The organism is Kitasatospora sp. NPDC088783 (genome assembly GCF_044750705.1).
Taxonomy (GTDB): domain Bacteria; phylum Actinomycetota; class Actinomycetes; order Streptomycetales; family Streptomycetaceae; genus Kitasatospora; species Kitasatospora fiedleri.
In genome coordinates, this window is sequence record NZ_JBIVKJ010000005.1 from 17,886 (window position 1) to 41,072 (window position 23,187).

General features: G+C 74.1%; 23 protein-coding genes. 12 read left to right on the forward strand and 11 right to left on the reverse strand.

The annotated features are described in order from the left end of the window. The first annotated feature begins 118 nt into the window (after positions 1 to 118). Positions 119 to 490 (forward strand): hypothetical protein, encoded by a 372-nt coding sequence (locus tag ACIP60_RS15920; protein ID WP_100839158.1) that lies wholly within the window; start codon positions 119 to 121, stop codon positions 488 to 490. 331 nt (positions 491 to 821) lie between these two features. After that, positions 822 to 1,217 carry an SsgA family sporulation/cell division regulator gene (locus tag ACIP60_RS15925; protein ID WP_159073251.1) on the forward strand — a complete coding sequence of 132 codons (396 nt, stop codon included), beginning with the start codon at positions 822 to 824 and terminating at the stop codon, positions 1,215 to 1,217. A 77-nt stretch (positions 1,218 to 1,294) separates the two neighbouring features. On the opposite strand, the gene ACIP60_RS15930 is transcribed toward ACIP60_RS15925, so the two are convergent. Then, positions 1,295 to 1,651 (reverse strand): PRC-barrel domain-containing protein, encoded by a 357-nt coding sequence (locus tag ACIP60_RS15930; RefSeq protein WP_400684264.1) that lies wholly within the window; start codon positions 1,649 to 1,651, stop codon positions 1,295 to 1,297. Positions 1,652 to 1,747: 96 nt separating this feature from the next. Then, positions 1,748 to 2,218, reverse strand: coding sequence for a MarR family transcriptional regulator (locus tag ACIP60_RS15935; RefSeq protein WP_400684266.1), 471 nt, complete (start codon positions 2,216 to 2,218; stop codon positions 1,748 to 1,750). A 162-nt stretch (positions 2,219 to 2,380) separates the two neighbouring features. Here ACIP60_RS15935 and ACIP60_RS15940 point away from each other — a divergent pair, with 162 nt between their 5' ends. Continuing rightward, the gene (locus ACIP60_RS15940; protein WP_400684269.1) at positions 2,381 to 3,241 is read left to right on the forward strand and encodes a class I SAM-dependent methyltransferase; all 861 of its coding nucleotides are present in this window, start codon (positions 2,381 to 2,383) and stop codon (positions 3,239 to 3,241) included. A gap of 154 nt (positions 3,242 to 3,395) precedes the next feature. On the opposite strand, the gene ACIP60_RS15945 is transcribed toward ACIP60_RS15940, so the two are convergent. From ACIP60_RS15945 to ACIP60_RS15955, 3 genes are all read right to left on the reverse strand, one after another. After that, positions 3,396 to 5,258 (reverse strand): cellulase family glycosylhydrolase, encoded by a 1,863-nt coding sequence (locus ACIP60_RS15945; RefSeq protein ID WP_400684271.1) that lies wholly within the window; start codon positions 5,256 to 5,258, stop codon positions 3,396 to 3,398. 475 nt (positions 5,259 to 5,733) lie between these two features. Further along, the gene (dmpI, locus tag ACIP60_RS15950; protein ID WP_100839152.1) at positions 5,734 to 5,916 is read right to left on the reverse strand and encodes a 4-oxalocrotonate tautomerase DmpI; all 183 of its coding nucleotides are present in this window, start codon (positions 5,914 to 5,916) and stop codon (positions 5,734 to 5,736) included. A gap of 101 nt (positions 5,917 to 6,017) precedes the next feature. Further along, positions 6,018 to 6,938 (reverse strand): LysR substrate-binding domain-containing protein, encoded by a 921-nt coding sequence (locus tag ACIP60_RS15955; protein ID WP_400684275.1) that lies wholly within the window; start codon positions 6,936 to 6,938, stop codon positions 6,018 to 6,020. Positions 6,939 to 7,137: 199 nt separating this feature from the next. On the opposite strand from ACIP60_RS15955, the gene ACIP60_RS15960 reads away from it, so the two are divergent. From ACIP60_RS15960 to ACIP60_RS15970, 3 genes are all read left to right on the forward strand, one after another. Beyond that, positions 7,138 to 8,076 (forward strand): TIGR01777 family oxidoreductase, encoded by a 939-nt coding sequence (locus ACIP60_RS15960; protein WP_400684278.1) that lies wholly within the window; start codon positions 7,138 to 7,140, stop codon positions 8,074 to 8,076. A 62-nt stretch (positions 8,077 to 8,138) separates the two neighbouring features. Then, positions 8,139 to 8,579: a hypothetical protein gene (locus tag ACIP60_RS15965; protein WP_400684280.1), complete on the forward strand. Its 441-nt coding sequence runs from the start codon at positions 8,139 to 8,141 to the stop codon at positions 8,577 to 8,579. 88 nt (positions 8,580 to 8,667) lie between these two features. Beyond that, positions 8,668 to 9,264 carry a hypothetical protein gene (locus tag ACIP60_RS15970; RefSeq protein WP_400684283.1) on the forward strand — a complete coding sequence of 199 codons (597 nt, stop codon included), beginning with the start codon at positions 8,668 to 8,670 and terminating at the stop codon, positions 9,262 to 9,264. A 74-nt stretch (positions 9,265 to 9,338) separates the two neighbouring features. On the opposite strand, the gene ACIP60_RS15975 is transcribed toward ACIP60_RS15970, so the two are convergent. Beyond that, on the reverse strand, positions 9,339 to 9,998 hold the full coding sequence (locus ACIP60_RS15975) for an NADPH-dependent F420 reductase (protein ID WP_400684285.1): 660 nt from the start codon (positions 9,996 to 9,998) through the stop codon (positions 9,339 to 9,341). 103 nt (positions 9,999 to 10,101) lie between these two features. Between ACIP60_RS15975 and ACIP60_RS15980 the strand changes: the two genes are divergently transcribed. From ACIP60_RS15980 to ACIP60_RS15990, 3 genes are all read left to right on the forward strand, one after another. After that, positions 10,102 to 10,470 (forward strand): winged helix-turn-helix transcriptional regulator, encoded by a 369-nt coding sequence (locus ACIP60_RS15980; RefSeq protein WP_400684287.1) that lies wholly within the window; start codon positions 10,102 to 10,104, stop codon positions 10,468 to 10,470. A 334-nt stretch (positions 10,471 to 10,804) separates the two neighbouring features. Continuing rightward, the gene (locus ACIP60_RS15985) at positions 10,805 to 11,881 is read left to right on the forward strand and encodes a hypothetical protein (RefSeq protein ID WP_400684289.1); all 1,077 of its coding nucleotides are present in this window, start codon (positions 10,805 to 10,807) and stop codon (positions 11,879 to 11,881) included. Continuing rightward, positions 11,878 to 12,831, forward strand: coding sequence for a hypothetical protein (locus tag ACIP60_RS15990; protein WP_400684291.1), 954 nt, complete (start codon positions 11,878 to 11,880; stop codon positions 12,829 to 12,831). The genes ACIP60_RS15985 and ACIP60_RS15990 overlap by 4 nt, the downstream gene beginning before the upstream one ends. A gap of 38 nt (positions 12,832 to 12,869) precedes the next feature. Here the strand turns inward: ACIP60_RS15990 and ACIP60_RS15995 are convergent, their stop codons facing one another. The 3 genes from ACIP60_RS15995 to ACIP60_RS16005 all read right to left on the reverse strand — a co-directional run bounded on the left by ACIP60_RS15995 (position 12,870) and on the right by ACIP60_RS16005 (position 16,173). Further along, complete coding sequence (locus ACIP60_RS15995) at positions 12,870 to 13,769, reverse strand: hypothetical protein (RefSeq protein ID WP_400684294.1); 900 nt, start codon at positions 13,767 to 13,769, stop codon at positions 12,870 to 12,872. Positions 13,770 to 13,909: 140 nt separating this feature from the next. Further along, positions 13,910 to 15,265: a hypothetical protein gene (locus ACIP60_RS16000; protein ID WP_400684296.1), complete on the reverse strand. Its 1,356-nt coding sequence runs from the start codon at positions 15,263 to 15,265 to the stop codon at positions 13,910 to 13,912. Then, positions 15,265 to 16,173 (reverse strand): hypothetical protein, encoded by a 909-nt coding sequence (locus ACIP60_RS16005; RefSeq protein WP_400684299.1) that lies wholly within the window; start codon positions 16,171 to 16,173, stop codon positions 15,265 to 15,267. The genes ACIP60_RS16000 and ACIP60_RS16005 overlap by 1 nt, the downstream gene beginning before the upstream one ends. A gap of 314 nt (positions 16,174 to 16,487) precedes the next feature. On the opposite strand from ACIP60_RS16005, the gene ACIP60_RS16010 reads away from it, so the two are divergent. The 3 genes from ACIP60_RS16010 to ACIP60_RS16020 all read left to right on the forward strand — a co-directional run bounded on the left by ACIP60_RS16010 (position 16,488) and on the right by ACIP60_RS16020 (position 19,419). Beyond that, positions 16,488 to 16,766, forward strand: a complete 279-nt coding sequence (locus ACIP60_RS16010; RefSeq protein ID WP_400684302.1) for a hypothetical protein — start codon at positions 16,488 to 16,490, stop codon at positions 16,764 to 16,766. A gap of 93 nt (positions 16,767 to 16,859) precedes the next feature. Continuing rightward, positions 16,860 to 18,104 (forward strand): RCC1 domain-containing protein, encoded by a 1,245-nt coding sequence (locus ACIP60_RS16015; protein ID WP_400684303.1) that lies wholly within the window; start codon positions 16,860 to 16,862, stop codon positions 18,102 to 18,104. A gap of 34 nt (positions 18,105 to 18,138) precedes the next feature. After that, complete coding sequence (locus ACIP60_RS16020; protein WP_400684304.1) at positions 18,139 to 19,419, forward strand: RCC1 domain-containing protein; 1,281 nt, start codon at positions 18,139 to 18,141, stop codon at positions 19,417 to 19,419. Between the two features lie 82 nt (positions 19,420 to 19,501). Here the strand turns inward: ACIP60_RS16020 and ACIP60_RS16025 are convergent, their stop codons facing one another. Continuing rightward, positions 19,502 to 21,826, reverse strand: coding sequence for an ATP-binding cassette domain-containing protein (locus ACIP60_RS16025; protein ID WP_400685352.1), 2,325 nt, complete (start codon positions 21,824 to 21,826; stop codon positions 19,502 to 19,504). A 164-nt stretch (positions 21,827 to 21,990) separates the two neighbouring features. Continuing rightward, positions 21,991 to 23,097 carry a two-component system response regulator gene (locus tag ACIP60_RS16030; RefSeq protein ID WP_400684306.1) on the reverse strand — a complete coding sequence of 369 codons (1,107 nt, stop codon included), beginning with the start codon at positions 23,095 to 23,097 and terminating at the stop codon, positions 21,991 to 21,993. Between the last annotated feature and the right edge of the window lie 90 nt (positions 23,098 to 23,187).

A 23,187-nucleotide genomic window follows, 5' to 3' on the forward strand; every position in this document is an offset into this window, starting at 1 on the left:
CAGAGCATTGCACACCGAAATGGCTACCGAACGCGCATAGGTGGCGACGGGTGGGGCAAGCGGCCCTCGGACGCGGGCCGCACCCGGCGGCCGCACCCCGGCGGAGGAGGGAACATCCATGGGCCGGATCGAGGAATCCATCGAGATCGACGCGCCGATCGGCGACGTCTACCGCGAGTGGACCGACTACTCGCCGCTGCCGGAGTGCATGCGCGGCGGGGCCGGGCGCGGTGCCACCGCGACCGAGGTGCTGCCGCCCGACCGGATTGCTTGGAGCGGCGGCCCCGACCTGCCCGGACACTCCGGCGTGGTCACCTTCCACCGCGCCGCCGACCAGGCCACCCGGCTGATGCTCCAGCTCGACACCGAACCCCACGGGCTGTGGGACCACCTGGTCGAGGGCCTCGGCTTCACCGACCGCCGGGTCATAGACGAACTCGCCGCCTTCAAGGCCCACGTCGAAGGCCACCGGCAGCACATGGCGGCCTGAGTGCCCGGTGTCTGCCGGGCTGCCGGGCGCCTGTCGGGTGCCTGGCTGGTGCGTACCGCTCTGTTGGGGGCGGGAGTTCGTGCCGCAATGGGTAGTCGTGATCGCGATGGGCGCTCATGACTGTTAGAGCCTCTTACTGTCGTGCTCAAGCATCGGCATTGCGAGAGGCTGTTGCGATTGCAACAGGCACTAACGATTGCGATGGGTCGGTGCGTGCGCGATAGGGACTCGCACCCGTGATACCCACTTGTGGCTGCGAGAGGCGTCGCACTCGCTCGCCCACCCCGCTCGACTGTCCGCCCGTCTGCGAGAAACGGAAGGGAGCACCGCCATGGGTCCTGTGACCGAGCAGATCACCCTGCACCTGCTCATCCCCGACGGCTCCACCGTCGCCCTCGACACCGACTGGCGCTACCGGCCCGACGACCCGTACGCGGTGCGTCTCGACTTCGGGGAGCGGGCCGCCGGGGCCAGCTGGGTGCTGTCCCGGGAGATGCTGCTGGCCTCGCTGTGCGGGCCGGTCGGAGAGGGCGACATCCGCTTCACGCCGATCGACGGCGGGCTGCTCCGCCTGGTGCTCGGTCGTGCGGGCGACTCGGTGGTGCTCACCGTCGACCGTGCCGAGCTGGCCGCGTTCCTCACCGCCACCACCGAGTCGGTGCCGCTGGGCAAGGAGTCCGAGCGGATCGACTGGGACGGCGGGCTGGCCGGGCTGCTGTCGGCCTGACGCGTCGGCCCGGTACGCCGGGCCTGACGCCGAGCCTGTCGTCGTGCTGTCGCCCGCCGGGGTCCGCGGTTCGCGGTTCAGCGGCGGGCGAGGCGCCGTTCGCCGCCCGCGCCGGTGGCGTAGTCGAGGTGGTAGTGCGCGAAGACCTCGGGCTCCTGCTCGGCGGTGAGCACGTCGTCCGTGCCGATGGACGGCGCGTTCTTCACGTCGCCGCGGCCGAACGGCACCCGCAGGTAGTCGGGGCCCGCCACCGCGTCCGTGATCGGGACGAACACCAGCCGGTGCCGGCCCGGGAGGCCGACCGTCACGGTGGCGAAGGAGGGTGCGTCGGTGGCGGTGTCGACGTAGACGTTCTCCAGGCTGCCGATCTTCTTGCCGTCCTGGTCGACCACGTCGTGGTTGCGCCACTCCCGGATGTCGGCGATCTGGATCATTCACGGCCTCCGTGGGCTGGGCTCGGACCCCGATGGGCATCGGTCCGTTCCATGCTCACCGACGGGGGCGGGCGCCGCCCGTCCGGACGCCTGCCGTTAGCCCTGATCGGCGGGCGGCGGCCCTGCCGCGTCGGGCGGGGCGGGTGCGGGCGGGCCGGGGAGCAGCAGGGCGGCGAGTTCGTCGAGCAGTTCGGCGGCCCGCCGGGCCTGGGCGGGGTCGGCGAGTGCCTTGGCGAGGAGCGGTTCGGCGGGGCGGGTGGCCCGGGCGCGGACGTAGCCGCGGGCGAGGGTGGAGACGGACAGCAGGGTGCGGCGTCCGTCGGCGGGGTCGGGGGCGGCGTCCAGCAGGCCGCGTTCGCGCAGGCGGGCGACCGAGGTGGAGACGTGGCTCTGGGCGAAGCCGGTGCGGACCCGGATGTCCTGCACCGAGCTGCCGGGGTGCTGGTACACGTCGGAGATCACTGCGATCTCGCCCGGGGTGAGCGTCGCCGAGGCGTGGTCGGTGACCATCGCCCGGCCCAGTTCGGTGAGCCGCTTGCCCAGTCGCAGAAGCCGTACGCCGTCCATGGCGGACAGGCTACCGCGCCACTGCATCCCCGCCGATGCATCTGCCCGGATGTATTGGCGGGGATGTATCGGCAGGGATGTGTCCGCGAAGATGCGTCTGGGCGGATGCGTTCCGAGAGATCCATCTTCACAGATGCATCTGCGGCGATGTAGTTTACGGGCATGACGACGAACGAGCCTGCGGGCTCCGACCCAGGCACGTCCCGCGCCGCCCAGTTGAGCCCCGTCTCGCGCACCGCGCTCGCGGTGGCCCGGGTCCGCGCCTACGAGAGCAGCCGACCGGAGCCGCTGTTCACCGACCCGTACGCGCTGGCGTTCATCGAGGCCTCCGGGACCCCGATGCCCACCGCCGCACCGGCCGGGCCGCTCGCCCGGTGGCTGGTGGCCCGGGGGATCATGCGCACCCGCTTCTACGACGACCGGCTGCTCGTCGCTGCCGCTGCCGCCGATGGGGGTCAGGTGGTGGTGCTGGCGGCCGGGCTCGACACCCGGGCCTACCGGCTGGCCTGGCCGCCCGGAACCCGGCTGTTCGAGATCGACCTGCCGGCCGTCCTCGACTTCAAGCAGGAGGTCCTCGACGAGCAGGGGGCCGAGGCGAGCTGCGCCCGCACCGCGCTGCCCGCCGACCTGGCCGATCCCGCCTGGGCGGACCGGCTGCTGGCGGCCGGGTTCGACCCCGGGCGGCCCACCAGCTGGCTGGCCGAGGGGCTGCTGGTCTACCTGGAGGCCGACCAGGCCGCCCGACTCCTCACCACCGTGGGCGAGTTGTCGGCCCCCGGTAGCCGGCTGCTGACCGAGCAGGGCCGCGACGTCTCCCGGGTCGCCGCCGAGGGCGCCCTCGGCGAGATGACCGCCCTGTGGCGCGGCGGCCTCGGAGCCGGTACCGCCGACTGGCTGGACGCGCACGGCTGGCGGACCGAGTACACCGCGATCGCCGATCTCGCCGCCGCGCTCGGACGCGGACTCCCGTCCACCGGGAGCTTCGACGGCTCCGGGTTCCTGGAGGCCCGGCGCGAGGGCTGAACCACCCTGCCGGGTAGGCCCGTTCGGCAGCTGCCCGGACCCGGACCCGGACCCGGACCCTGACCCGGGCGCACACCGGCGCGTTCACCGCCGGCCGGACGAACCGGCCGACGGTGAAAGCGCGTTGAGCGGAGCGGGTGAGCAAGTCGGCGGGTCAGGAGGTGGCGGTGCACACCGCCGTCGCGGTCGCCGCGGCCGACGCGTCGGTCCGGGTCGCCTGGACGCCGAAGGAGGTGGAGGCCGCCGGGGCCAGCACCCCGTTGTAGGACAGGTTCGTCGCGGTGACGGTCTGCCCGCTGCGGGTCACGTTCGCGCTCCAACTGCTGCTGATCTGGAGGCTGGTGGGCCACGTCCAGGAGACCTGCCAGCCCTTGACGGGCGCGCTGCCGGTGTTGGTGACGGTGACCGTCGCGGTCAGGCCGCTGCCCCAGTCGTTCAGGCTGATCGCCGCCGCGCACCCGGCGTTCGTCCCGCCGCCGCCGGTCGCGGTGGTCGCCGTCACCGCGGCCGAGGCCGCCGAGACGTTGCCCGCCGCGTCCTTCGCCCGAACGGTGTAGCTGTACGCCGTCGCCGCGCTCAACCCGCTGTCCGTGTAGGAGGTCGAGGCCGTCGAGGCGACCTTCGCGCCGTTGCGGTACACGTCGTAGCCGGTGACCGCGGTGTTGTCGGTGGACGCCGTCCAGGACAGCGACACGCTGCTCGCGGTGGTGCCGGTGACCGTCAACCCGCCCGGGACGGACGGGGCCTGGGCGTCGCCGCCCGGGTTGCCGCCGGTGGAGGAGCCGAAGCCCGGGGCCTTGACCGAGGCCAGGTAGCCGTCCTTGACCGTGTTGACCGTCGTCCAGTCGTCGTTCAGGATTCCGCCGGTGTCACCGGAGTTGGGGTTCCACGACCAGAACGTCCACTGGAAGGAGTCCGCGCCGGACGTCGCGGTCGGACGCAGGTACTGCACCAGCGCCTTCAACCACGCCTGGTCGACGGTGGACTGGAGCGTGGTGCCGAACTCGCCGACCCACACCGGGGCGATGTTCTGGTTGAACAGGTAGCCCCAGTTCTTGTCCCAGACGCCCGGCATGTTCGACGGGAAGCTCGGGTCGGAGAACCAGGTCTGCTGCGCCACGCTGGTCGCGTAGTCGTGCGCCGAGTACACCACCCGGTTGGGGACGCTCAGTTGGACCGGGTACTGCCCCGCGCCCTGGAGGTTGCCGCCCCACCAGTACGAGCTGCCGTTGAAGCTCTGCACGCCCTCGACGAAGACCAGCAGCTTCGGGTTGGCCGACAGCACCGCCTCGCCGCCGCGCTGGGCGGCCAGCCGCCAGTCGGTGGCGAGGTCGCCGCAGCCCCAACAGGCCGGGTCGTGCGGCTCGTTGTGCAGGTCGATGCCGATCACGGCGGAGTTGTTCGCGTACCGGGCGGCGATCGACTTGAGGTTCGCCAGCCAGGTCGACTCCGGCACCGCGGAGGTGTACCAGAGCGCCGACTGGCCGCCGGAGTCCGGGCGGTGGCGGTCCAGGATGACCTTCATGCCGACGTTGCCCGCGTAGGCGACCAGCTTGTCCATCACGCCGAGCGAGTTGAGGCCGACCAGGTCGGCGTTCATCCCGCTCGCGGTGTTGATGCTGGCCGGGGTGGTGCCCTTGAAGATGTCGTCGCTGTACGGCAGTCGGATGGTGTTGTAGCCGAGCGACTTCATCTGGTCGATCATCGACTTGTAGTCGCGGCTCCACAGGCCGTGGACCACGTAGTTGCCGGTTTCGAAGCCGAACCAGTTGATGCCCGCGATCCGCACCGGGTTCCCGGCCTCGTCCAGGATCTGCCGGCCGCTGGTGTGCCAGTAGCCGGCCCCGGCGGCGGCTGCGGCGGTGGCGGTGGTCGTGACGGTGGTCGTCGGGTCGGTCGTGGCGGCGTGGGCCGTGGGGGCCGCCGGGGCGGAGAGCGTGGCGACGAGCGCGGCGGCCAGGGCTGCGGCGCAGCCCGCCAGGCGGCGCGACAGGCGCCGGTGCAGCTGGAGGCGCATGGGTCTCGTTCCTCTCTGGACGCGGGTGGGGACGTCCGGTGGGGGTGGGGTGGTCCGAGACGTTCGTGGTGGGGGAAGATCGGGAGCGCTCCCACCTATCGCCCTCGCGGGCTTGCCATATGAAGCCAGACCGGACAGGGCACCGTCAAGAGTTTTGGGAGCGCTCCCACTTGAGGGCAGCGGTCCACCCCGGCGCGATGAAACGTACATCGCGGCGGGCGGCCGGGGCGGCCGGGGCGGCCCGGGCGGTCGCCGCCCGGCGGTGCGAGGTCGTCGCCGGGGTTGGTCTTCCGGTACTGGCGCGCGCACCTGGAGCCGGGCCGGCGGCGGGCACCCTGGGTGCGGCCGCCGGGGGAGTGAGGCGGGCAGGTGCCGCCCCTCGGGCGGGCGTCCCGGGCGTCCCGGGCGTCCCGGGTGTCCCGGGCATCCCGGGCGGGCGAGGGCGGTGGGGTCCGGCGCCCGCCCGGGGCGGGGGCTACTGGTCGGCGGTGAGCTTGCCGGCCTTGCCCCAGTTCTCGGCCGGGTACTCCTGGATCCACACCAGCACGCTCTCGGCCGGGCACTCCAGGGTCTCCACGAAGGCCGCGGTGATCCGCTCGACCAGTTCGCGCTTCTGCTCGACCTGGCGCGGGCCCTGCTGAATGGTGACGATCGGCATCTTCGGCTCCTGTGGTCCGTCCTGCGGGCCGGTCCTTCCGGCCGACACCAGTCCACCGGATCGGCCCGTCCGCACCCAGACCCGGTTCGCTCTCGCAGCGATCACGAACCCTGATCGTCACTGGTGGGAGCGGGTGCGGACGTGGCAGGTGCGGACGGTCGGCGGCAGGCGGTCAGGAGCAGCCGGGGCGGCGGGGCGGAGCGCCGGACGGCGAGGGACACCGGCAGGGCCAGCGGGGTGCGGCAGGGGCGGAAGGCGATCCGACGGGTGTTGGTCATCAGGGCGTTGGCGGCGTACACCACCGTCCACAGCGGGGCGCCGGTGCCGATCGCGGCGAGGGTGTTCTGCAGGGTGCTGTGCGCCGGGCCGAGCAGCGGCCGGAACCCGGCCCGGGCGCAGGCGTCCGTCACCAGGTCGACCAGGGTGGGGTGGTTGCGGCGCTCGGTCAGCAGCAGGGGCAGGTCGGCGAGGTCGGCGAGGTCGATCTCGGGCCGGTCGGCGAGGGGGTGCCCGGCGGGCAGGGCGATCACCAACTCGTCCTGCCAGAGCGGGAGGTAGCGCAGGTCCGGGTCCCGCTCCGGGACGGCGCCGCGGACGAAGGCGGCGTCCAGCCGGCCGTCCGCGAGGCGGGCCAGCCGTTCCCGGACGGGGGCGGAGTGCAGTTCGACGTGCACGGTCGGGGCCTGGTGGCGGTAGGCGTCCAGGATGTCGTCGAGCCGCTCCCCGAGCCCGGTGACGGTGCCGAGCCGGAGCACGGTGGGTGCGGCCAGGTCGGCGGCGAGGGCCCGGGCCGCGTCCTCGGCCGCCAGCACGTTCCGGGCCGCGGGCAGGAAGCGCTCGCCCGCCGGGGTCAGGCGCACGTGGCGCGGCGAGCGGTCGAACAGCTCGACCTTCAACTCCCGCTCCAGCCTCCGCACCTGCTGGCTCACGGCGGGCTGGCCGAGCAGCAGCCGCTCGGCGGCCCGCCCGAAGTGCAACTCCTCCGCGACGGCGACGAAGCAGCGCAACTGCCGTAGCTCCACGCGGTCCCCCTGGTTCACGGCTCGACATCTCGCTATCTCGACATTCCGGTATCCCGGCACTCCGGCGTTCCGGCACTCCGGCCCCGTGGTCGACGGGAACCATGCTCGCAGCAGGGCGGGAGGGAGCTGCGGGAGGGAGCCGTCAAGGAGCCGCGAAACAGAATTGAACGCGTTCAAGAATCGGAGTACGTTCTTCTCCGTGAAGTACGTGATACCCGGCGGGACCGGGCAGGTCGGCACACTGCTGGAACGCGCCCTGCGCGCCGGCGGCCACCAGGTGGTGCTCCTCACCCGGACGCCCACCGCCCCGCACCACACGGCCTGGGACGGCCGGACCCTCGGCCCCTGGGCCGAGCAGCTGGACGGTGCCGACGTCGTGGTCAACCTGGCCGGGCGGACGGTCAGCTGCCGCTACACGCCGGAGAACCTCCGGCAGATGATGGACTCCCGGGTCGACTCGACGCGGGTGGTCGGCGAGGCGATCGCCGCCGCGGCCCGCCCGCCCCGGGTCTGGCTCCAGATGAGCACGGCGACGGTGTACGCGCACCGCTTCGACGCCCCGAACGACGAGGCGACCGGCATCATCGGCGGCACCGAGCCGGACGTCCCGCACTACTGGGAGTACAGCGTCCGGATCGCCCGGAACTGGGAGGCCGCGCAGGACGCCGCCGCGACGCCCGCCACCCGGAAGGTCGCGCTGCGCAGCGCCATGGTCTTCAGCCCGGACCGGGGCGGTGTCTTCGACGTGCTGTCCCGGCTGGCCCGGCTCGGCCTGGGCGGACCGGTCGCGGGCGGGCGGCAGTACGTCTCCTGGATCCACGAGCACGACTTCGTCCGGGCCGTGCGGTTCCTGGTCGAGCACGGGGAACTGACCGGCCCGGTCAACCTCGCCGCCCCGAACCCGCTCCCGCAACGGGAGTTGATGCGGGAGCTGCGGCGCGCGAATGGCATGCCGGTGGGCCTGCCGGCCACCCGCCGGATGGCCGAGCTCGGCGCGTTCGCCCTGCGGACCGACACCGAACTGCTGCTGAAGAGCCGCCGGGTGGTGCCGGGACGGCTGCTGGGGGCGGGCTTCGCCTTCGACTTCCCGCACTGTGCCGACGCCGCCCGCGAGTTGGTGGCCCGCCGCAGGTCGTAGCGTCGGGGGGCCGGCTGTGCCGCGCCCTCCGGGGTGTCGGAGGGCCCTGCCAGGATGAGGCCGTGGACACGGATGCGCGACAACAGCAGCGGACGGGTGACGGCGGGGCCGTCTCCGAGGAGCTGAGGACGTTCCTGCGCGGAGCCGTCGGGGACGGCCCGACGGTGCTGCTCGGGTGCGCGTGCGAGGACTGCGGCGGGCGGGTGTTCACCGTCCGGGTGGACGACCTGGAGGGCTGCGCCGGGCGCGAGTGCGTGCGCTGCAGGGGGCAGGTCCTCCTCGCGGACAGCGCGGAGGTGTGGCAGGAGGCCGACCCGGAGGTGGCCGAATGCCCGTGCGGGGGAGACGAGTTCGAGGCGGCGGTGGCGTTCGCGCTGACGGCCGACGGCGCGGTCCGCTGGGTGACGGTGGGGCTGCGCTGCCAACGGGACGGTACGGCCGGGGTCTACGTCGACTGGAAGATCGACTACGCCCCGGCGGACCACCTGCTGCGCGCCGTGTGAGAGTGCCGGGGGGGGGGCGGGCCGGGGCTCCGAAGAGTGCCCTGGTAGATTGCGGCACCCTGCCGGCGGGGCGGGAGAGGAGTGACAGATGACCGGAGTGTCCGAATTCGGGTCCGGGTCCGGTGCCGGGACCGGCGCCAAGGGCGGCGGTGACCGGGACCGGGAGCTGGACGGCCTCTACGAGGCGTTCGCGGCCCGCACCCGGGGCACGCCCTACACCGTGACCCGCAGCGAGGACGGGCTGCTGCTCCGACTCGATCTCGCGGACCGGTACTGGCGCGGCTTCCTGTACGAGCACCGGATCTCCACCGACTACCGGATCGCCCTGCGCTTCGACCCGGTGGCCCGCACCTACACCCGCGAGCAGCAGCTCACCGAGCTGAGCTGGCGGGCGGGCCCCGGCCCCGGCGGGCCGGAGGTGTCGGCGTCGCGCAGCAGCGTGCGGGGCACCGTCATCCACAAGGAGGTCCGGCGGTTCCGCACGGTCGGCCCGGACGGGGTCACCGCCGCCGAATACCGCTTCGACTCCGGTGAGTTGACCGACCTGGTCGCCGAAGTGATGGACGGCACCGGCTGGACCCGCCGGATGGACCGCTCCACCCGGATCGGCCTGACCGTGGCCGGATCGGTGCTCGGCGCGATCGTGCTGGCCGGGCTGGTCGTGGCGGCCGTCCTGCTGCTCTGACCGCGACCGAGGCGGCGACAAGTACGGGCGACGGGGCGGCGGGTGACGGATGACGGGCGCCGGGTGCCGACCGGTCAGTCGGACTCGCGGGCGGGCCCGGAGGCGTAGGCGAGCGGGGGCGCGATCGCCTGGACGTCCGCGCCCGTGCCGACCCACAGGCCGATGAAGAGGGCGGCGGTGGCCTCCAGCAGCCCGGCCCGGTCGAGGCCGCCGGCGAGGGCCGGGGTGCAGCCCAGGTCCGCGACCAGGGCGGATACCCGGGCCAGGGACCCGGGGTCGTCGCCGCACAGCGGGACGGTGAGCGGGCGGCCGTCGAAGACCGGCGGACGCATCCGCCAGACGTCCTCGTGGCACAGGTTGAACGCCTTCACCACCTGTGCGCGGGGCGCGGCGGACGCCAACTGCTCGGCGGCGGAAGGACCGTGGCCGGTCAGCAGGCGGAAGCCGGGGCCGACCGGGTTGGTGCAGTCGACCAGGGTCCGCCCCGCGAGCGGTTCGGCCAGCTCCCGGACGACCTCCGTGCCCGCGCCGAACGGCAGCGCGACCAGCACGACTTCGGCGTCCGCCACCGCCGCGCGCAGGTCGCCGGAGCGGGCCCCCGCCCCGATCCGGTCGGCGGCGCGCCGGGCCCGGGCCAGGTCGCGCCCGCCGACGGTGAGCCGGTGCCCGGCCCGTGCCCAGTGGGTGCCCAGCGCGTCCGCCATGGCGCCCGTGCCCAGAATGCCGATCCGCATCGACTGACTCCCGTCCGTTCCGTGTGATCCCGTGGGTGACGGCCGCGTGAAGGCGGCGGCCTCGGATGCGAGCCTAGGGAGGCGGTCGGGCACCATTCGGTACGTGACCACCGATCCGCTGCTCGCCGACTGCCGGGCCCGCCTCGCCTTCGACCTGCTCTCCCACACCTGGAACGCCGTCCTGCTCTGGGCGTTGCGCGAGGGCCCGTACCGGCCCGTCGAGCTGCGCGAACGGATCGGCGGGATCAGCTCCAAGGTGCTCACCGAGACGCTGCGCCGCCTCCAGTACAACGGCCTGGTCGACCGCCACCCGCCGCGCCCCGACCGTCCCGGCGTGGCCTACGAACTCACCGCGCTGGGACGCAGCCTGCTGCCCGCCATCGACGCCTTCGGCGCGTGGGCCTTCGAGCACGGCGACGAGGTGATGGCCGCGCAGGAGGCCGCCGAGCGGGCGGGCGGTCCGGTGGTGTGACGCGGTGCTTGCTGGGACGGCGGGGCCGAACCGTCTGCCGTCGTCCGTCGTCCGTCGTCCGTTCGGAGAGTCCGCGGTGTCGTGGGACGACGGGGAACGTGTCCGCACCGCCGCCGAGTTGCGGGCCGACCCGGAGCCGGCCGGCGTTCCGGTGGCCGCGAGCCGGTGCCGACGTCCCACCGGGTGACGGCCCATCGAATGGCGCACCCGCGACGACGACCGTTCGCCCGCGATCCGAAGCTCACGGAGGATGGGCCGAGGGGGGCCGTCCGCGGGCCCGGGGTCCGCTCGGACGGCTCGGTACGGGGGTCGTCGACGAGTGAGGAGCGCATCCGTGGTTGGTTCCGCATGCCCGCGACCGGTCCGCAGGACGGGCCGGTACGCCGCCCTGGTGCCCGGGGCCGCACTGGCCGGGCTGGCCGCCGGGTTGGCCGGGCCGCTCGTCCTGGCGCCGTTCGCCCTACCGGCCGCTGCCGCCGCCACCGCCACCAGCACGGAGGCTGACGGGGCGGCGGAGGCCCCGGGAGGGGCCGGAGGGGCCGGAGGGGCCGGGGCGTTCGGCAGGACGGTGCTGCCGCCGATGCCGGAGCCCGAGGCGTACGACGGCGAGACCCGGCTGGCCTCGCCCGCCGAGGTCGCCGGGCAGTGCGACCGGCCCGGCAGTTGCACGTTCCGGGTGACGGACCGGGTCGTCGGGCTGTTCGGCAGCGCGGTCGCCTCGATCGGCAACGCGGCGATCAACTGCACCGGCGACGACATGGAGATCGACCGCACCCTGACGGTGGCCAGCAGCAGCACCGACAACATCAGCGGCTCGATCTCCGGCAAGGCCACGGTCACCGGCAGCATCGACACCACGGTGACCGCCTCCGCGCAGGGCAGCCTGACGGCGGGCACGACCAACGGCACCACCCAGTACGGGCCGAACAAGGACAAGGGGCCGTCCACCGAGGACAAGTTCCAGGACAGCACCGAGGCCACCGGCACCGTGGCCGGCTCCAACGCCCTCCACCTGGGTGCCAAGGCCGGCTTCGAGCTGGCCTTCCAGGCGTCCTACGCCAAGCAGTGGCAAGCCTCCGTCAGCGAGTCCACCCGGGTGGTGTTCACCGTGTCCGCCAACGACGAGATCCAGTTCGGCGCGCTCACCGCCGTCACCCGGGTGGTCGGCGTCCTGTCGGTGAACCACACCGGGCGGTTCATCAAGAACGTGGTGGTGGACAGCCCGTCCGTCGCCACCGCCAGCTCCATCGTCGCGCAGACCTTCTCCCGCCCGGACGTCTGCCTGTCGCTGCGCCCGCCGGGCCGGGCGGTGGCGGGGCCGGGCCCGCTGGAGGTGGCGCCGGAGCCGCCGGGGCGGGTGCCGGACGCGGTGTACACCCGTACCGCCGATGGCACTTGGAGCAAGCGGTGAAGCGGGGCGCGGCGTTGGCCGCCGCACTGCTGACGGTCGGCGGACCGGCCTCCGGAGCGGCCTTCGCGGACGGGGCGGCGGTGTCGCCGCAGGCCCCGCAGGCGGCCGTCGAGGAGCTGGTGGCGCAGGCCTTCGACGGCGACACCCCGCTGCCGGACGCCGTCGCCGTCGCGCACGGCTGCGGGCGCGACTACGGGTGCAGCTTCCGGTTCCTCCCCGGACTGGCGGCCGAGCGGACCGCCGCCGTGGTCTCGGTCGGCAACACCGTCATCAACTGCACCAACAAGAAGATCGACGTCTACCGCACGGTGGTGCTGGAGTCGAGCACCACCGACAACCTGGCCGGCGAGATCTCCGGCTCGGCCACCGTCGAGGGAACGATCGACAACACCACCGACGTGTCCGGGACGGCGGCGGGCTCCAGCAAGACCGAGACCTCGCACACCGACCAGACCGCGCCCAAGGACACCGGCCCCAACACCGACACCAGCAGCGGCAGTTCGACCAGCGTCAGCGGCAGCGCCACCGCCGCGGGCCAGCTCAAGCTGAGCGCCACCGCGGCCTTCGAGCTCGCCTTCAAGGCCGCCTACTCGCACGAGTGGAAGCGCACCAACACCGAGACCACCCAGGTGAAGTTCACCGTCGGCATCGGCGACGAGCTGCAGTTCGGCATGCTCAGCGCGATGACCCGGACGGTCGGCGTGCTGTCGGTCGACGACACCGGCACGACGGTCAAGAACATCCTGGTGACCAGCCCGTCCAGCAGCAACATCAGCACCGTGGTCGCCCAGACCTTCGACGCCAAGGACTACTGCCTGACCCTGCGCCCGAAACGGGCCCTGCCCGGTGCCGAGGAGGGCGTGTACGAGGGTGCCCCGCACCCGGCCGGTGAGCGCCCGCGGGCGCGGTACCGGCTGACGGACGGCCGGGAGTGGGCCCGGACCGACTGACCGGGCCCGACGCCGTTGCGCGGGAGGGCGGGGGACGTTCAGCAGTACCACCAGGTGCCGGGGGCGAGGACGGTGTCGCCCGGTTCGAGGTTGCCGGTGTGCAGGTCGGCGACCTGGCAGAGCGGCCCGAGGGCCGTGTTCGGGTCCTGGTCGCGCGGGGTGTGGGTGAAGTCGTCGAGGGCCTGGGTCTGCTGGTCGATCCCGGCGTGCTCCTTCTCGCCCTTGCCCGCGACGCCCTCCAGGCACTGGCGGCTGGTGGCCGGGCAGTCCTCGATCTTCTCCTTGTTGGCCGCGTCGGTGGCGCAGGCCGGGGTGCTCGCGCCGTCGCCCGCGCAGGGGTCGGAGGTCGCGGGGGCGGGGGCGGCGGCGGGCGGCGGGGTCTGGGCGGCCTGGACGTTGGTGATCAGCTGGCCGCAACCGGGGTTGGTGGCGGCGGTGTTGGTGAAGGTGATCTGCGGGGAGTCCTCGGCGGCGGTGAAGGTGTACGTGCGGCCGGTGTACCAGTCGGCCCTCGCGGCGGGGTCCTTGGTGGCGAAGCTGCCGGGGGTGTTGGCCGCGCCCGCGACGGTCACCGTGTAGGAGCGCGGGCCGGAGCCGGAGGCGGCGCAGGTGTCGGGGTTGTCGTCCCAGCTGAGGGTGACGCTCGCGCCGGCCCGGACGCCGCGCAGCCGGGTGCTGAGCGAGACCGCCCTGCCGCCCCAGCCCAGGGTGGCGGCCTGGAGCCCCTGCGGGTGGGCGGAGCGGGTGGTGGAGGCGACGCCGGTCGGGCCGGTCCAGCCGTCGACGCCGGTGGCCCAGGTGCCGGTCTGCACGGTGGGGGAGGAGAACGTCGCGTTCTCCACCGCCACCGGGGCGGTGTTCGCCGCCCCGGCCGGCCACGGGGCGGTGAGGACGAGGGTGGCGCCGAGCGGGAGGGCCAACAGGCGGGTGGACGGCACGGGTTGCTCCTGGGGTCGGTGAACAGGGCGGCGACTGAACGGCGTTGAGAGCACCGGGTGACCGATCGGCTTGCGGAGGACGGATGGTGGTGGAGCGATCCGGTGGCGCGGTAGTTCAGTGGTCCGGCGGGTGGAGCGGTTCAGGGGGTGAGCGGGACGGCGCGGGTGGCCAGGCCGGCCGGTGGGGCGTCCAGCGGGGTCAGGCGCTTGTCCGGGCCGGCCGCGTTGTCGGGGGTGTCGGCGGTGGGCCGGCTGGCGCCGCAGCGCTGGAGTTCGACCTCGGTGAGCGGGCCGGTGCGCTGGTAGTAGCGGTCCGGCAGCGCGGTCGCCGGGACGTCGAAGGTGGCGTCCAGCCGGTAGCCGTTGCGGGAGTTGGTGAACGAGCCGACCACCCGTTCGCGGGCCGGCTGCACCTCGATCCAGCTCACCTCGCCGGGCTGGATCACCGGGTCCAGCGGCTTGCTGGTGGTCCGCGACCAGGTCAGCGGGTTGCTGGTGGACACCGCCGCGGTGTTCCCGCCCGCCACGCCGAAGCCCGCCGCGACCTGGGCCGCCACGTTCGGCCGGCTCTGCGACAGGTCGGAGCGGCTGGGCAGCAGCGGCGCGCCCTTCAGCGCGTAGTACTGGGTGAGGCTGTCGTACGGCGGCTCGGTGACCTCCAGTTTCCGGTCGTCGGTGACCGCGTTGCGGGTGCAGTTCAGGTACACCTCGCCGACGATCCGGGTCTGCCCGTAGTACTGGTACGAGTAGCGCCGGTCGACCGTGAAGGTGCAGGCGGTCGGCGATCCCTCGCAGTCGTCCACCGCCACGCCCGGCTCCAGCGGGTCGTTGCCGCGGTACGCTTTCGGGGGCGGCAGTTGCTCCTTGCGGACCTTCCGGTCGACGGGCGCGGGCGTCTGCTTGGCGGCCACGTTGGTGATCAGCGGGCCGCAGGACATCGCCCCGGCGGGCTCCGCCGAGTCGAAGGACACCATCGGGTTGTCCTCGGTCGCGGTGAAGGAGAAGGCGCGCCCCGTCGTCCAGTTGGCGGTGCCGACGCTGTCGCTGCCCGCGGTGGTGACCTGCGGGTCGGGCGCCGGACCGTCGACGATCAGCGAGACGTTGTACGTCTGGCCGTCCTTGACCTGCTCCGGCGTGCAACTGCGGTACGTGCTCGGGCTGTCGTCCCAGGTGAGTGTGACGGTGGAGCCCTTCCTGACGCCCCACAGCCGGGTGCGCAGGGACAGCGGCGCGCCGTTCCAGTTCAGCGAGGCCGCCTGGTAGCCCTGCGGGTGCTGGGCCAGCCCCTTGCCGAACACCACGCCGGTGCGGTCGGGCGACCAGTCGGCGTGCCCGGCCTGGGTGCCGTTGTCGGGTGCGACGGGGTCGGCGAAGGTGCCGTTCGGGACGGTGGCGTCGACCGTGTCGGCGGCGTGCGCGACGGGTGCCGGTGCGGTCAGCGCGAGGGCGGCGGCGAGCAGCACCGAACCTTTGATGTAAGGGAATTGACGGAGCATCAGCACGGACCCCATTGGCTCGGTGGGATGACCATGGACGAGGGCGGGAGGCCGTCGGTCAGGGCGTTGGACAGCGGGCAGAGGCCCTGGGCGGCGGCGTCCGGGCTCTCCTCGCGCGGGATGTCGCCGAAGTCCTGGACGGCGGTGGTCTGCTGGTCGATGCCGTCCTCGGTCTGCTGTCCGTCCCCCGTCACCGCGGCCAGGCAGTCGCGGTCGGTGGCCGGGCACTTGGCGATCTCCTCCTCGGCACCGCCGACGTCCGCGCACTGCGAGCCGCCCGCGGTACCGCCCGAGCACGGGTCGGTGGCGCCCTTCGGCGGGGCCGTCGGGGCGGTCTGCCGGGCGGCCACGTCGGTGATCGACGGCTGGCAGCTCGGGGTGGGGTTGGAGGCGTCGAAGGAGAAGGTGACCCTGGGCGAGTCCTCGGCCGCGGTGAAGGAGTAGGACCGGCCGATGAACCAGTTCGCCCTTCCCGTGGGCTCGTTGGTGGCGAACGCGCCCGGCTGGTTGGCGTCGCCCGCGACCGAGACCGTGTAGCTGCGCCGGGCGACGCCCTTGCCCACACAGGTGTCGGGGTTGTCGTCCCAGGTGAGGGTGACCGTGGCGCCCGCGCGGACGGCGCGCAGCCGGGTGCTGAGGGGGGTGGCCGAGTCGGGGGAGGCCAGGAAGGCGGCCTGGTAGCCCCGCGGGTGGTTGGCGCGGCCGGCGGAGAGCAGGCCGGGGCCGTCCCACCCGTCGATGGTGAGGCGCTCCCAGTTCTGCCCGGGCGTCACCTTCGGGGAGACGAAGGTGCCGTTGACCACGACGGCCGGCTCGGTGTCCTCCGCGCCCGCCGGGGCCGGTGCGGCCAGGGCGGCGCAGCTACTGAGGGTGATGGCCAGGAGTCTGGCCGATGAGGTCCGGAGCAACGGGTTCCTCCCTGAACTCTGCTACAGAGCCGATTGGTTGACGTCAGGTCAAGGCAGCTGACGATCAAGATCCCTGGCCATGCTGGGCGGCTCGACTACGCACCGCAACCGATGGCGGACCGAACGGGGGGCGGTCGGAGGAGCGGATGGGCCGTTGGCATGGAAAGCGGTCCGTGTCCGCACGAACCCGGTGGTGCCGGGTTAGGTATCCCGGCGATCGGATCATCATTTCGACTTCGACCGGAGTCGGGTTGCCGCCGCACGCCCCACCGGGCCGCGCCGCGCCACGCCCCGACCGTGACCACGAGGCCCCGATGACACCCCAGACCCGAACCGCCGCCCTGCTCGCGGCCACCGCCCCCTGCCTGCTCGCCGCCCTGCTCGCCGCGCCCCCGGCCGCCGCGTCGGAGACCGCGCCGAACGCCCGCCCCACGGCGTCCGCCGGCCCCGCGATGCCGGCCGGCCCCGCGCCGCACGGCGCGCACCGGCCGGTCGACGAGAACCGCCCCGTCCAGCCCCCGCCCGGACGGTTCGCCCAGGGCGGTCCCGTCGAGCGCGCCGTCCCCGGCACGCCCGTCCGGCCCGCCCCCTGACGCCGCCGGCCCGCATCCCGCAGGTCCCGCACCTCCCGTACGCCCCGCACCTCCCGTACGCCCCGCACGCCCCTGTCCATGGAGGAACCACCGATGCACCGCAAGCTGCGCCAGCTGCCCGCCGCCACCCTGCCCGCGCTGGTGGCGGGCCTGACCCTGGTGTGCACCACCGCCCTGCCGGGCGGCACCGCGTCCGCCTACGACCTGCGGCTGCGCGCCTGGGGCAACAACGCCAACGGGCAGCTCGGCGACGGCACCGTCAAGACCCAGCGGCTCACCCCCGCCTCGGTGGTCGGCATGGCCGGGGCCGAGCTCAACGGGATCGCCGCCGGCGGCACCACCAGCGGCACCACCGTCACCGGGTTCGCGCTCGCGCTGCTCGGCAACGGGACCGTCGAAGCCTGGGGCCGCAACGACAAGGGCCAGCTCGGCAACGGCACCACCAGCGCCACCGAGGACGCGGCGGTGCCCGGACTGGTCGCCGGACTGACCGGCGTCGAGGCCGTCGCGGCCGGCGGCTCGCACGCCCTCGCCCTGCTCAAGGACGGCACCGTCAAGGCGTGGGGCGCCAACGACAAGGGCCAGCTCGGCGACGGCACCGTCGTCAACACCAACCTGCCCGTCACCGTCGCCGGGCTCTCCGACGTCAAGGCGATCGCCGCCGGGGACACCTTCAGCATGGCGCTGCTCAAGGACGGCACCGTCAAGACCTGGGGCAACAACGACAAGGGCCAGCTCGGCGTCACCCCGGTGCCCGTCAGCTCCACCGCGCCCGTCCCCGCGCCCACCCCCGCCACCCGCACCACCGCGATGACCATCCCCGGCCTGACCACCGTCAAGGGCGTCACCGCGGGCGCCGGCCACGCCCTCGCGCTGCTCGCCGACGGCCACGTCTACGCCTGGGGCGCCAACGACAAGGGCCAGCTCGGCGACGACACCGTCGTCAACAAGCCCTACCCCGTGCCCGTGCAGGAGCTGACCGACGTCACCGAGCTGTCCGCCGGGGCCGCCCACACCCTGGCCCTGCTCCAGGACCACACGCTGCGCGCCTGGGGCGCCAACGACAAGGGGCAGATCGGCGACGGCACCACCACCCAGCGCAACACCAGCGTGCCCGTCCCCGGGGTCTCCGGCGTCGAGGCGATCGCCGCCGGCTCCGCGCACAACCTGGCCGTGCTCGCCGACGGCACCGTGCAGGCCTGGGGGCTGAACGACAAGGGCCAGCTCGGCGACGGCACCACCACCCAGCGCAACACCCCCGTCCAGGTGCTCGCCAAGTCCGGCAGCGTCTCCCTGATCTCCGCGCCGAGCAACGGCAACTTCAGCCTCGCGCGCTGACCGCACCCCATCGAGGACCCGAGGAAGGCACCCCATGACGTCCACCCAGTCCGCCGCCGCCCGCCGCGCCCGGCCGCGCCCCGCCCTGCGTCCTGCCCTGCGTCCTGCTGCCCTGCGTCCCGCTCTCGCCGCCGGGTTGGCCGCGCTCACCGCGCTCAGCCTGACCGCCGTGCCCGCCGGGACCGCGCACGCGCAGGAGAAGCGGCTCAAGGCCTGGGGCAACAACCGGTCCGGGCAGCTCGGCGACGGCACCTGGACCGACTTCCGCACCACCGCCACCACCGTGCTCGGCCTGACCAGCGCGGAGGTCGTCAAGATCGCCGCCGGTGGCGGCGGCTCCGCCACCGGGCACGGGCTGGCGCTGCTCACCGACCGCACCGTGCAGTCCTGGGGCGCCAACGGCTCCGGGCAGCTCGGCGACGGCAGCGTGTTCAGCCACAACGCGCCCGGACAGGTCGTCAACCTCTCCAGCGCCCGCGACGTCGCGGCCGGCGGCTGGCACAGCCTCGCCCTGCTCGACGACCAGACCGTGGTCGCCTGGGGCCGCAACAACTACGGGCAGCTCGGCAACGGCACCAACACGGACAGCAGCGTCCCGGTCCGGGTCGAGGGACTCAACAAGGTGGTGGCGATCGCCGCCGGACTCAACCACAGCCTCGCGCTGCGCGAGGACGGCACCGTCTGGGCCTGGGGCTACAACATCAACGGGCAACTCGGCGACGGCACTTCCGCCAGCCGCAACGTACCCTCCCCGGTCGGCGGACTCGCCGGCGTCACCAAGATCGCGGCCGGCTGCAACCACAACCTGGCCCTGGTCGGCCCGCCCAGCGGCGGCACCAGGCCCACCAGCGGCAACGCCGTCAAAGCCTGGGGCTACAACGCGACCGGCCAGCTCGGAGACAACAGCACCATCAACCGCTACACGCCCGTCGACACCCAGGGCATCTGGCTCGGCGGCGTCTCGCAGATCGCCGCGGGCTGCAACCACAGCCTGGCCGTCACCGACAGCGACAACAAGCTCAAGTCCTGGGGCCAGAACACCTCCGGCCAGATCGGCGACGGCACCACCGACTACCGCATCACCCCCGTCCCGGTGCCCGGCATCAAGGGCGTCCAACTGGTCGCGGGCGGCCGCGAGCACACCATCGTGCTGCTCGGCGACAACACCGTCCACTCCTGGGGCGCCAACGGCTCCGGCCAACTCGGCAACGGCACCACCACCGAGAGCAGCACCCCCGTCATCACGCTGACCGCCCTGACCGGCGTCGACAAGATCGCAGCCCCGGTGGGCGGGGACTTCAGCCTCGCCAACTGAGCCTGCCGGAAAGGGAGTCGAAGGGCCCGCGTGACGACCGCGCGGGCCCCTGCCGTCGGCCGTCGGCCGTCGGAGCGGCAGGTCAGGGCAGGCCGAGGCGCTCCGCCAGGTACGGGGCGGTGCGGCTGCCGGGGGAGGTGGCGAGGGTGGTGGGGGTGCCGGTGGCGAGGACGCGGCCGCCGGTGTCGCCGCCGCCGGGGCCGAGGTCGATGACGTGGTCGGCGCCGGCGATCAGGTCAAGGTCGTGTTCGGCGACCAGGACGGTGGCGCCCGCGTCGACCAGGTGGTGGAGCTGGGCGGTGAGCCGCTCGCTGTCGGCGGGGTGCAGGCCGGTGGTGGGTTCGTCCAGCAGGTAGAGGGTGCGGGTGCGCCGGGCGTGCTGGAGTTCGGCGGCGAGCTTCACGCGTTGCGCCTCGCCGCCGGAGAGTTCGGGGGCGGGCTGGCCCAGCCGCAGGTAGCCGAGGCCGACCTGCTGGAGGGTGGTCAGGACGCGGTGGGCGGGCGGGACGTCGGCGAGGAAGGCGGCGGCCTCGTCGACGGTGCGGGCGAGGACGTCGGCGATGGTGGCGCCGCGGTAGCTGATCTCCAGGGTCCGCGGGTTGTAGCGGCTGCCGTGGCAGTCCGGGCAGGGGCTCCACGCGGTGGGCAGGAACAGCAGCTCGACCTCGATCGCGCCCGCGCCCTCGCAGGTCGGGCAGCGTCCGGCGGCCACGTTGAAGGAGAACCGGCCCGCGCCGTAGCCGCGCGCCCTCGCCTCCTCGGTGGCGGCGAACAGCTTGCGGACGGTGTCCAGCAGGCCGGTGTACGTGGCCAGGTTGGAGCGCGGGGTGCGGCCCAGCGGGGTCTGGTCGAAGGTCACCACGCGGTGGGAGCCGGCGGCTTCGGCCGCCGCCGCGGCGAGCAGCGTCGACTTGCCCGCGCCCGAGACGCCGGTGACGGCGGTCAGCACGCCCAGCGGCACGTCCACGTCGACGCCGCGCAGGTTGTGCCGGGTGACGCCGCGCAGGCGCAGCACCCCGGAGGGGGCGCGGTTGCGGGAGGGCGGCGGGGGCGGCGGGTCGAACAGGAAGCGGCGGGTGGCGGAGTCGTCCACCGCGCGCAGGCCGTCCACCGGGCCGCTGTACAGGACGTGTCCGCCGCCGGAGCCCGCGGCCGGGCCGACGTCCACCAGCCAGTCCGCGCCGCGCACCACCGCCATGTCGTGCTCGACCACGAACACCGAGTTGCCCGCGGCCCGCAGCTCGGCCAGGACGCGCCGCAGCGCCTCGGTGTCGGCCGGGTGCAGGCCCGCCGAGGGCTCGTCCAGGACGTACACCACGCCGAACAGGCCGGAGCGCAACTGGGTGGCCAGGCGCAGGCGTTGGAGCTCGCCGGTGGACAGGGTGGGGGCGGCGCGGTCGAGCGAGAGGTAGCCGAGGCCGAGCCGGGACAGGGCGGTGAGGCGGTCGGTGAGGTCGGCGGTGATCAGCCCGGCGGGGCCGTCCCCGGCGGTGTACGGGCGCAGCAGGTCGGCCAGGCGGGCGGCCGGGAGAGCGGCCAGGCCGGTGATCGGCAGGCCCGCGAAGGTGACGGCCAGCGCCTCGGGGCGCAGCCGGTGGCCGTGGCAGTTCGGGCAGGTGGACTGCTCCAGGAAGGCGGCGGCCCGGGTGCGGGCGGCCTCGCTGCGGGACTCGGCGAAGGACTTCAGGACCAGGCGGCGGGCGCTGCTGTACTTGCCCCGGTAGGGGCGCTGGACGCGGCCGGGCTCGCGCTCGGGGTGGACGGTGACCACCGGCTGCTCGTCGGTGAACAGGATCCACTCCCGTTCGGCGGCCGGCAGTTCGCGCCAGGGCCGGTCCAGGTCGTGGCCGAGCGCGCCCAGGATGTCGCGCAGGTTCTTGCCCTGCCAGGCGCCGGGCCAGGACGCGACGGCGCCCTGCCGGATCGACAGCGAGTCGTCGGGCACCAGCGAACGCGCCGTCACCCGGTGCAGCACGCCCTGCCCGTGGCACTCCGGGCAGGCGCCCGCCGGGGTGTTCGCCGAGAACGCGTCGGAGTCCAGCCGGGACGCGCCCGGCGGGTAGTCGCCGCAGCGGGAGAGCAGCATCCGCAGCAGGTTGGACATGGTGCTGATGGTGCCGACCGAGGACCGGGAGGACGGCACGGAGCGGCGCTGCTCCAGGGCGACGGCCGGGGGCATGCCCGTCACCGCGTCCACCTGTGGGGCCTCGACCTGGCGCAGCAGGCGGCGGGCGTAGGGCGAGACGGACTCCAGGTAGCGGTGCTGGGCCTGGGCGAACAGCGTGCCGAAGGCCAGCGAGGACTTGCCCGAGCCGGACACGCCGGTGAACGCGACCACCGCGCCGCGCGGGACGGCCACCGACACGTCCCGCAGGTTGTGCACCCGGGCACCGCGCACCCGCACCATGCCGTCGTCGTCGTAGTGGCCGTCGTACTGGCCGTCGCCGTCGCCGTCGGGCCGGGCGCCGCCGCGGTCGGTCTGGGTGTCGTTCACCGCGCCACGCTAACCCGGGGCGGGGCGCGGGGCGGGGAACGGCACCGGGTGAAACCTTCCGGAGGGGGCCGGTGGGGTCAGCTGTCGGTGGGGCGGGCGCGGTGCAGTTCGACGAAGGAGGCGACCTTCGCCCGTACCGCCCAGGGGTCGACCGGCTTGGGGATGAAGTCGGCGCCGCCCGCGGCGTAGGCGCGCATCGCGTGGTCGGGGCCGCTGCCGATGGCGGTGACGAAGACGATCGGGATGTCGCGGGTGCGGGCCCGGCTCCGGATGTGCGCGGCGGTCTCGTAGCCGTCCATGCCGGGCATCTGCACGTCCAGCAGGATCGCGGCGTAGCCGTCCGGCTCCATCAGCGCGCGCAGCGCGTCGGGGCCGGAGGTCGCGGAGACCAGCTGGTGGCCGTGCGGGCCGAGCAGGGCCTCCAGGACGACCAGGTTCTCGCGGCGGTCGTCCACCAGCAGGATCTTCGGCGGCGGTCCGTCCCCGTCCCCGTCCCCGTCGCTGTGGCCGTCGCCGTCCGTCGGGGAGCCGCCGGTGGGTCCGGGCGGGGCGGCCGTGGTGCCCTGCTGGCGTTCCACCAGGGCGAGTTGGCGGCGCAGCAGGGCGTGGCGGGCCGCGGCCCGGGCGGACTGTTCGCGGGCCCGATCGGACCGCTCGGCGAGCAGCGCGACGCGTTCGGCGAGGGCGGCGCGTCCGGGGTCGTCGGGCTGTTCAGGGTCGTCCGAGTGTCCGGGGTGCGCGGGCGGTGACCCGGCGAGGGCCCGACGGTCGCGGGACAGCGCGCGTTCGGCCTGCTCGGCCTCCTCGTCCGCCTCCTGCATCTCCCGTTCGGCGGCGTGCAGTTGACCTTCGAGCTGGCAGACGGCCCGGCCGATCGGCCGGGCGACCCGCAGCGCGGCCATCCGCGACCGGCGCAGCCGCGCCCGGGCGCACTCCGGCGCGGGGACGTCGGCGCGGGCGGCGACCCGGGTGTCGAGCAGCGCCTCGACGAACTCCCACGGCGGAATCCGCACGGCCGCGAGGAAGTCGGCGAGCGCGTCCGGGCCCAGTCCGCAGCGGGCGGCCACACCGTCCACCTCCGGGGCGTCCAGGCCGCGGCAGAGCGCCCGCAGCTCCTCGGCGAACTCCCGCTGCTCCGCGCCCGGTTCGGCAGCCGCCGGCGGGAGGCCGTCCACGGCCGTCACCAGCCGCACCCCGTCGGAAGCACCGCCGTCGACCGTGTCCGCGTCCGCACCCGTGTCCCTCCCGTCGTTCCCGCCGACCCGTACGGCCGG

What these genes read in the sequence shown, in the direction of transcription:
- ACIP60_RS15945 (WP_400684271.1), bottom strand. Translation starts at nt 5,258, where the DNA reads ATGCGCCTCCAGCTGCACCGGCGCCTGTCGCGCCGCCTGGCGGGCTGC.
- ACIP60_RS16025 (WP_400685352.1), bottom strand. Translation starts at nt 21,826, where the DNA reads ATGGTGCGGGTGCGCGGTGCCCGGGTGCACAACCTGCGGGACGTGTCG.
- dmpI (WP_100839152.1), bottom strand. Translation starts at nt 5,916, where the DNA reads ATGCCGATCGTCACCATTCAGCAGGGCCCGCGCCAGGTCGAGCAGAAG.
- ACIP60_RS16015 (WP_400684303.1), top strand. Translation starts at nt 16,860, where the DNA reads ATGCACCGCAAGCTGCGCCAGCTGCCCGCCGCCACCCTGCCCGCGCTG.
- ACIP60_RS16000 (WP_400684296.1), bottom strand. Translation starts at nt 15,265, where the DNA reads ATGCTCCGTCAATTCCCTTACATCAAAGGTTCGGTGCTGCTCGCCGCC.
- ACIP60_RS15970 (WP_400684283.1), top strand. Translation starts at nt 8,668, where the DNA reads ATGACCGGAGTGTCCGAATTCGGGTCCGGGTCCGGTGCCGGGACCGGC.
- ACIP60_RS15930 (WP_400684264.1), bottom strand. Translation starts at nt 1,651, where the DNA reads ATGATCCAGATCGCCGACATCCGGGAGTGGCGCAACCACGACGTGGTC.
- ACIP60_RS16020 (WP_400684304.1), top strand. Translation starts at nt 18,139, where the DNA reads ATGACGTCCACCCAGTCCGCCGCCGCCCGCCGCGCCCGGCCGCGCCCC.
- ACIP60_RS16010 (WP_400684302.1), top strand. Translation starts at nt 16,488, where the DNA reads ATGACACCCCAGACCCGAACCGCCGCCCTGCTCGCGGCCACCGCCCCC.
- ACIP60_RS15975 (WP_400684285.1), bottom strand. Translation starts at nt 9,998, where the DNA reads ATGCGGATCGGCATTCTGGGCACGGGCGCCATGGCGGACGCGCTGGGC.
- ACIP60_RS15940 (WP_400684269.1), top strand. Translation starts at nt 2,381, where the DNA reads ATGACGACGAACGAGCCTGCGGGCTCCGACCCAGGCACGTCCCGCGCC.
- ACIP60_RS15925 (WP_159073251.1), top strand. Translation starts at nt 822, where the DNA reads ATGGGTCCTGTGACCGAGCAGATCACCCTGCACCTGCTCATCCCCGAC.
- ACIP60_RS15920 (WP_100839158.1), top strand. Translation starts at nt 119, where the DNA reads ATGGGCCGGATCGAGGAATCCATCGAGATCGACGCGCCGATCGGCGAC.
- ACIP60_RS15935 (WP_400684266.1), bottom strand. Translation starts at nt 2,218, where the DNA reads ATGGACGGCGTACGGCTTCTGCGACTGGGCAAGCGGCTCACCGAACTG.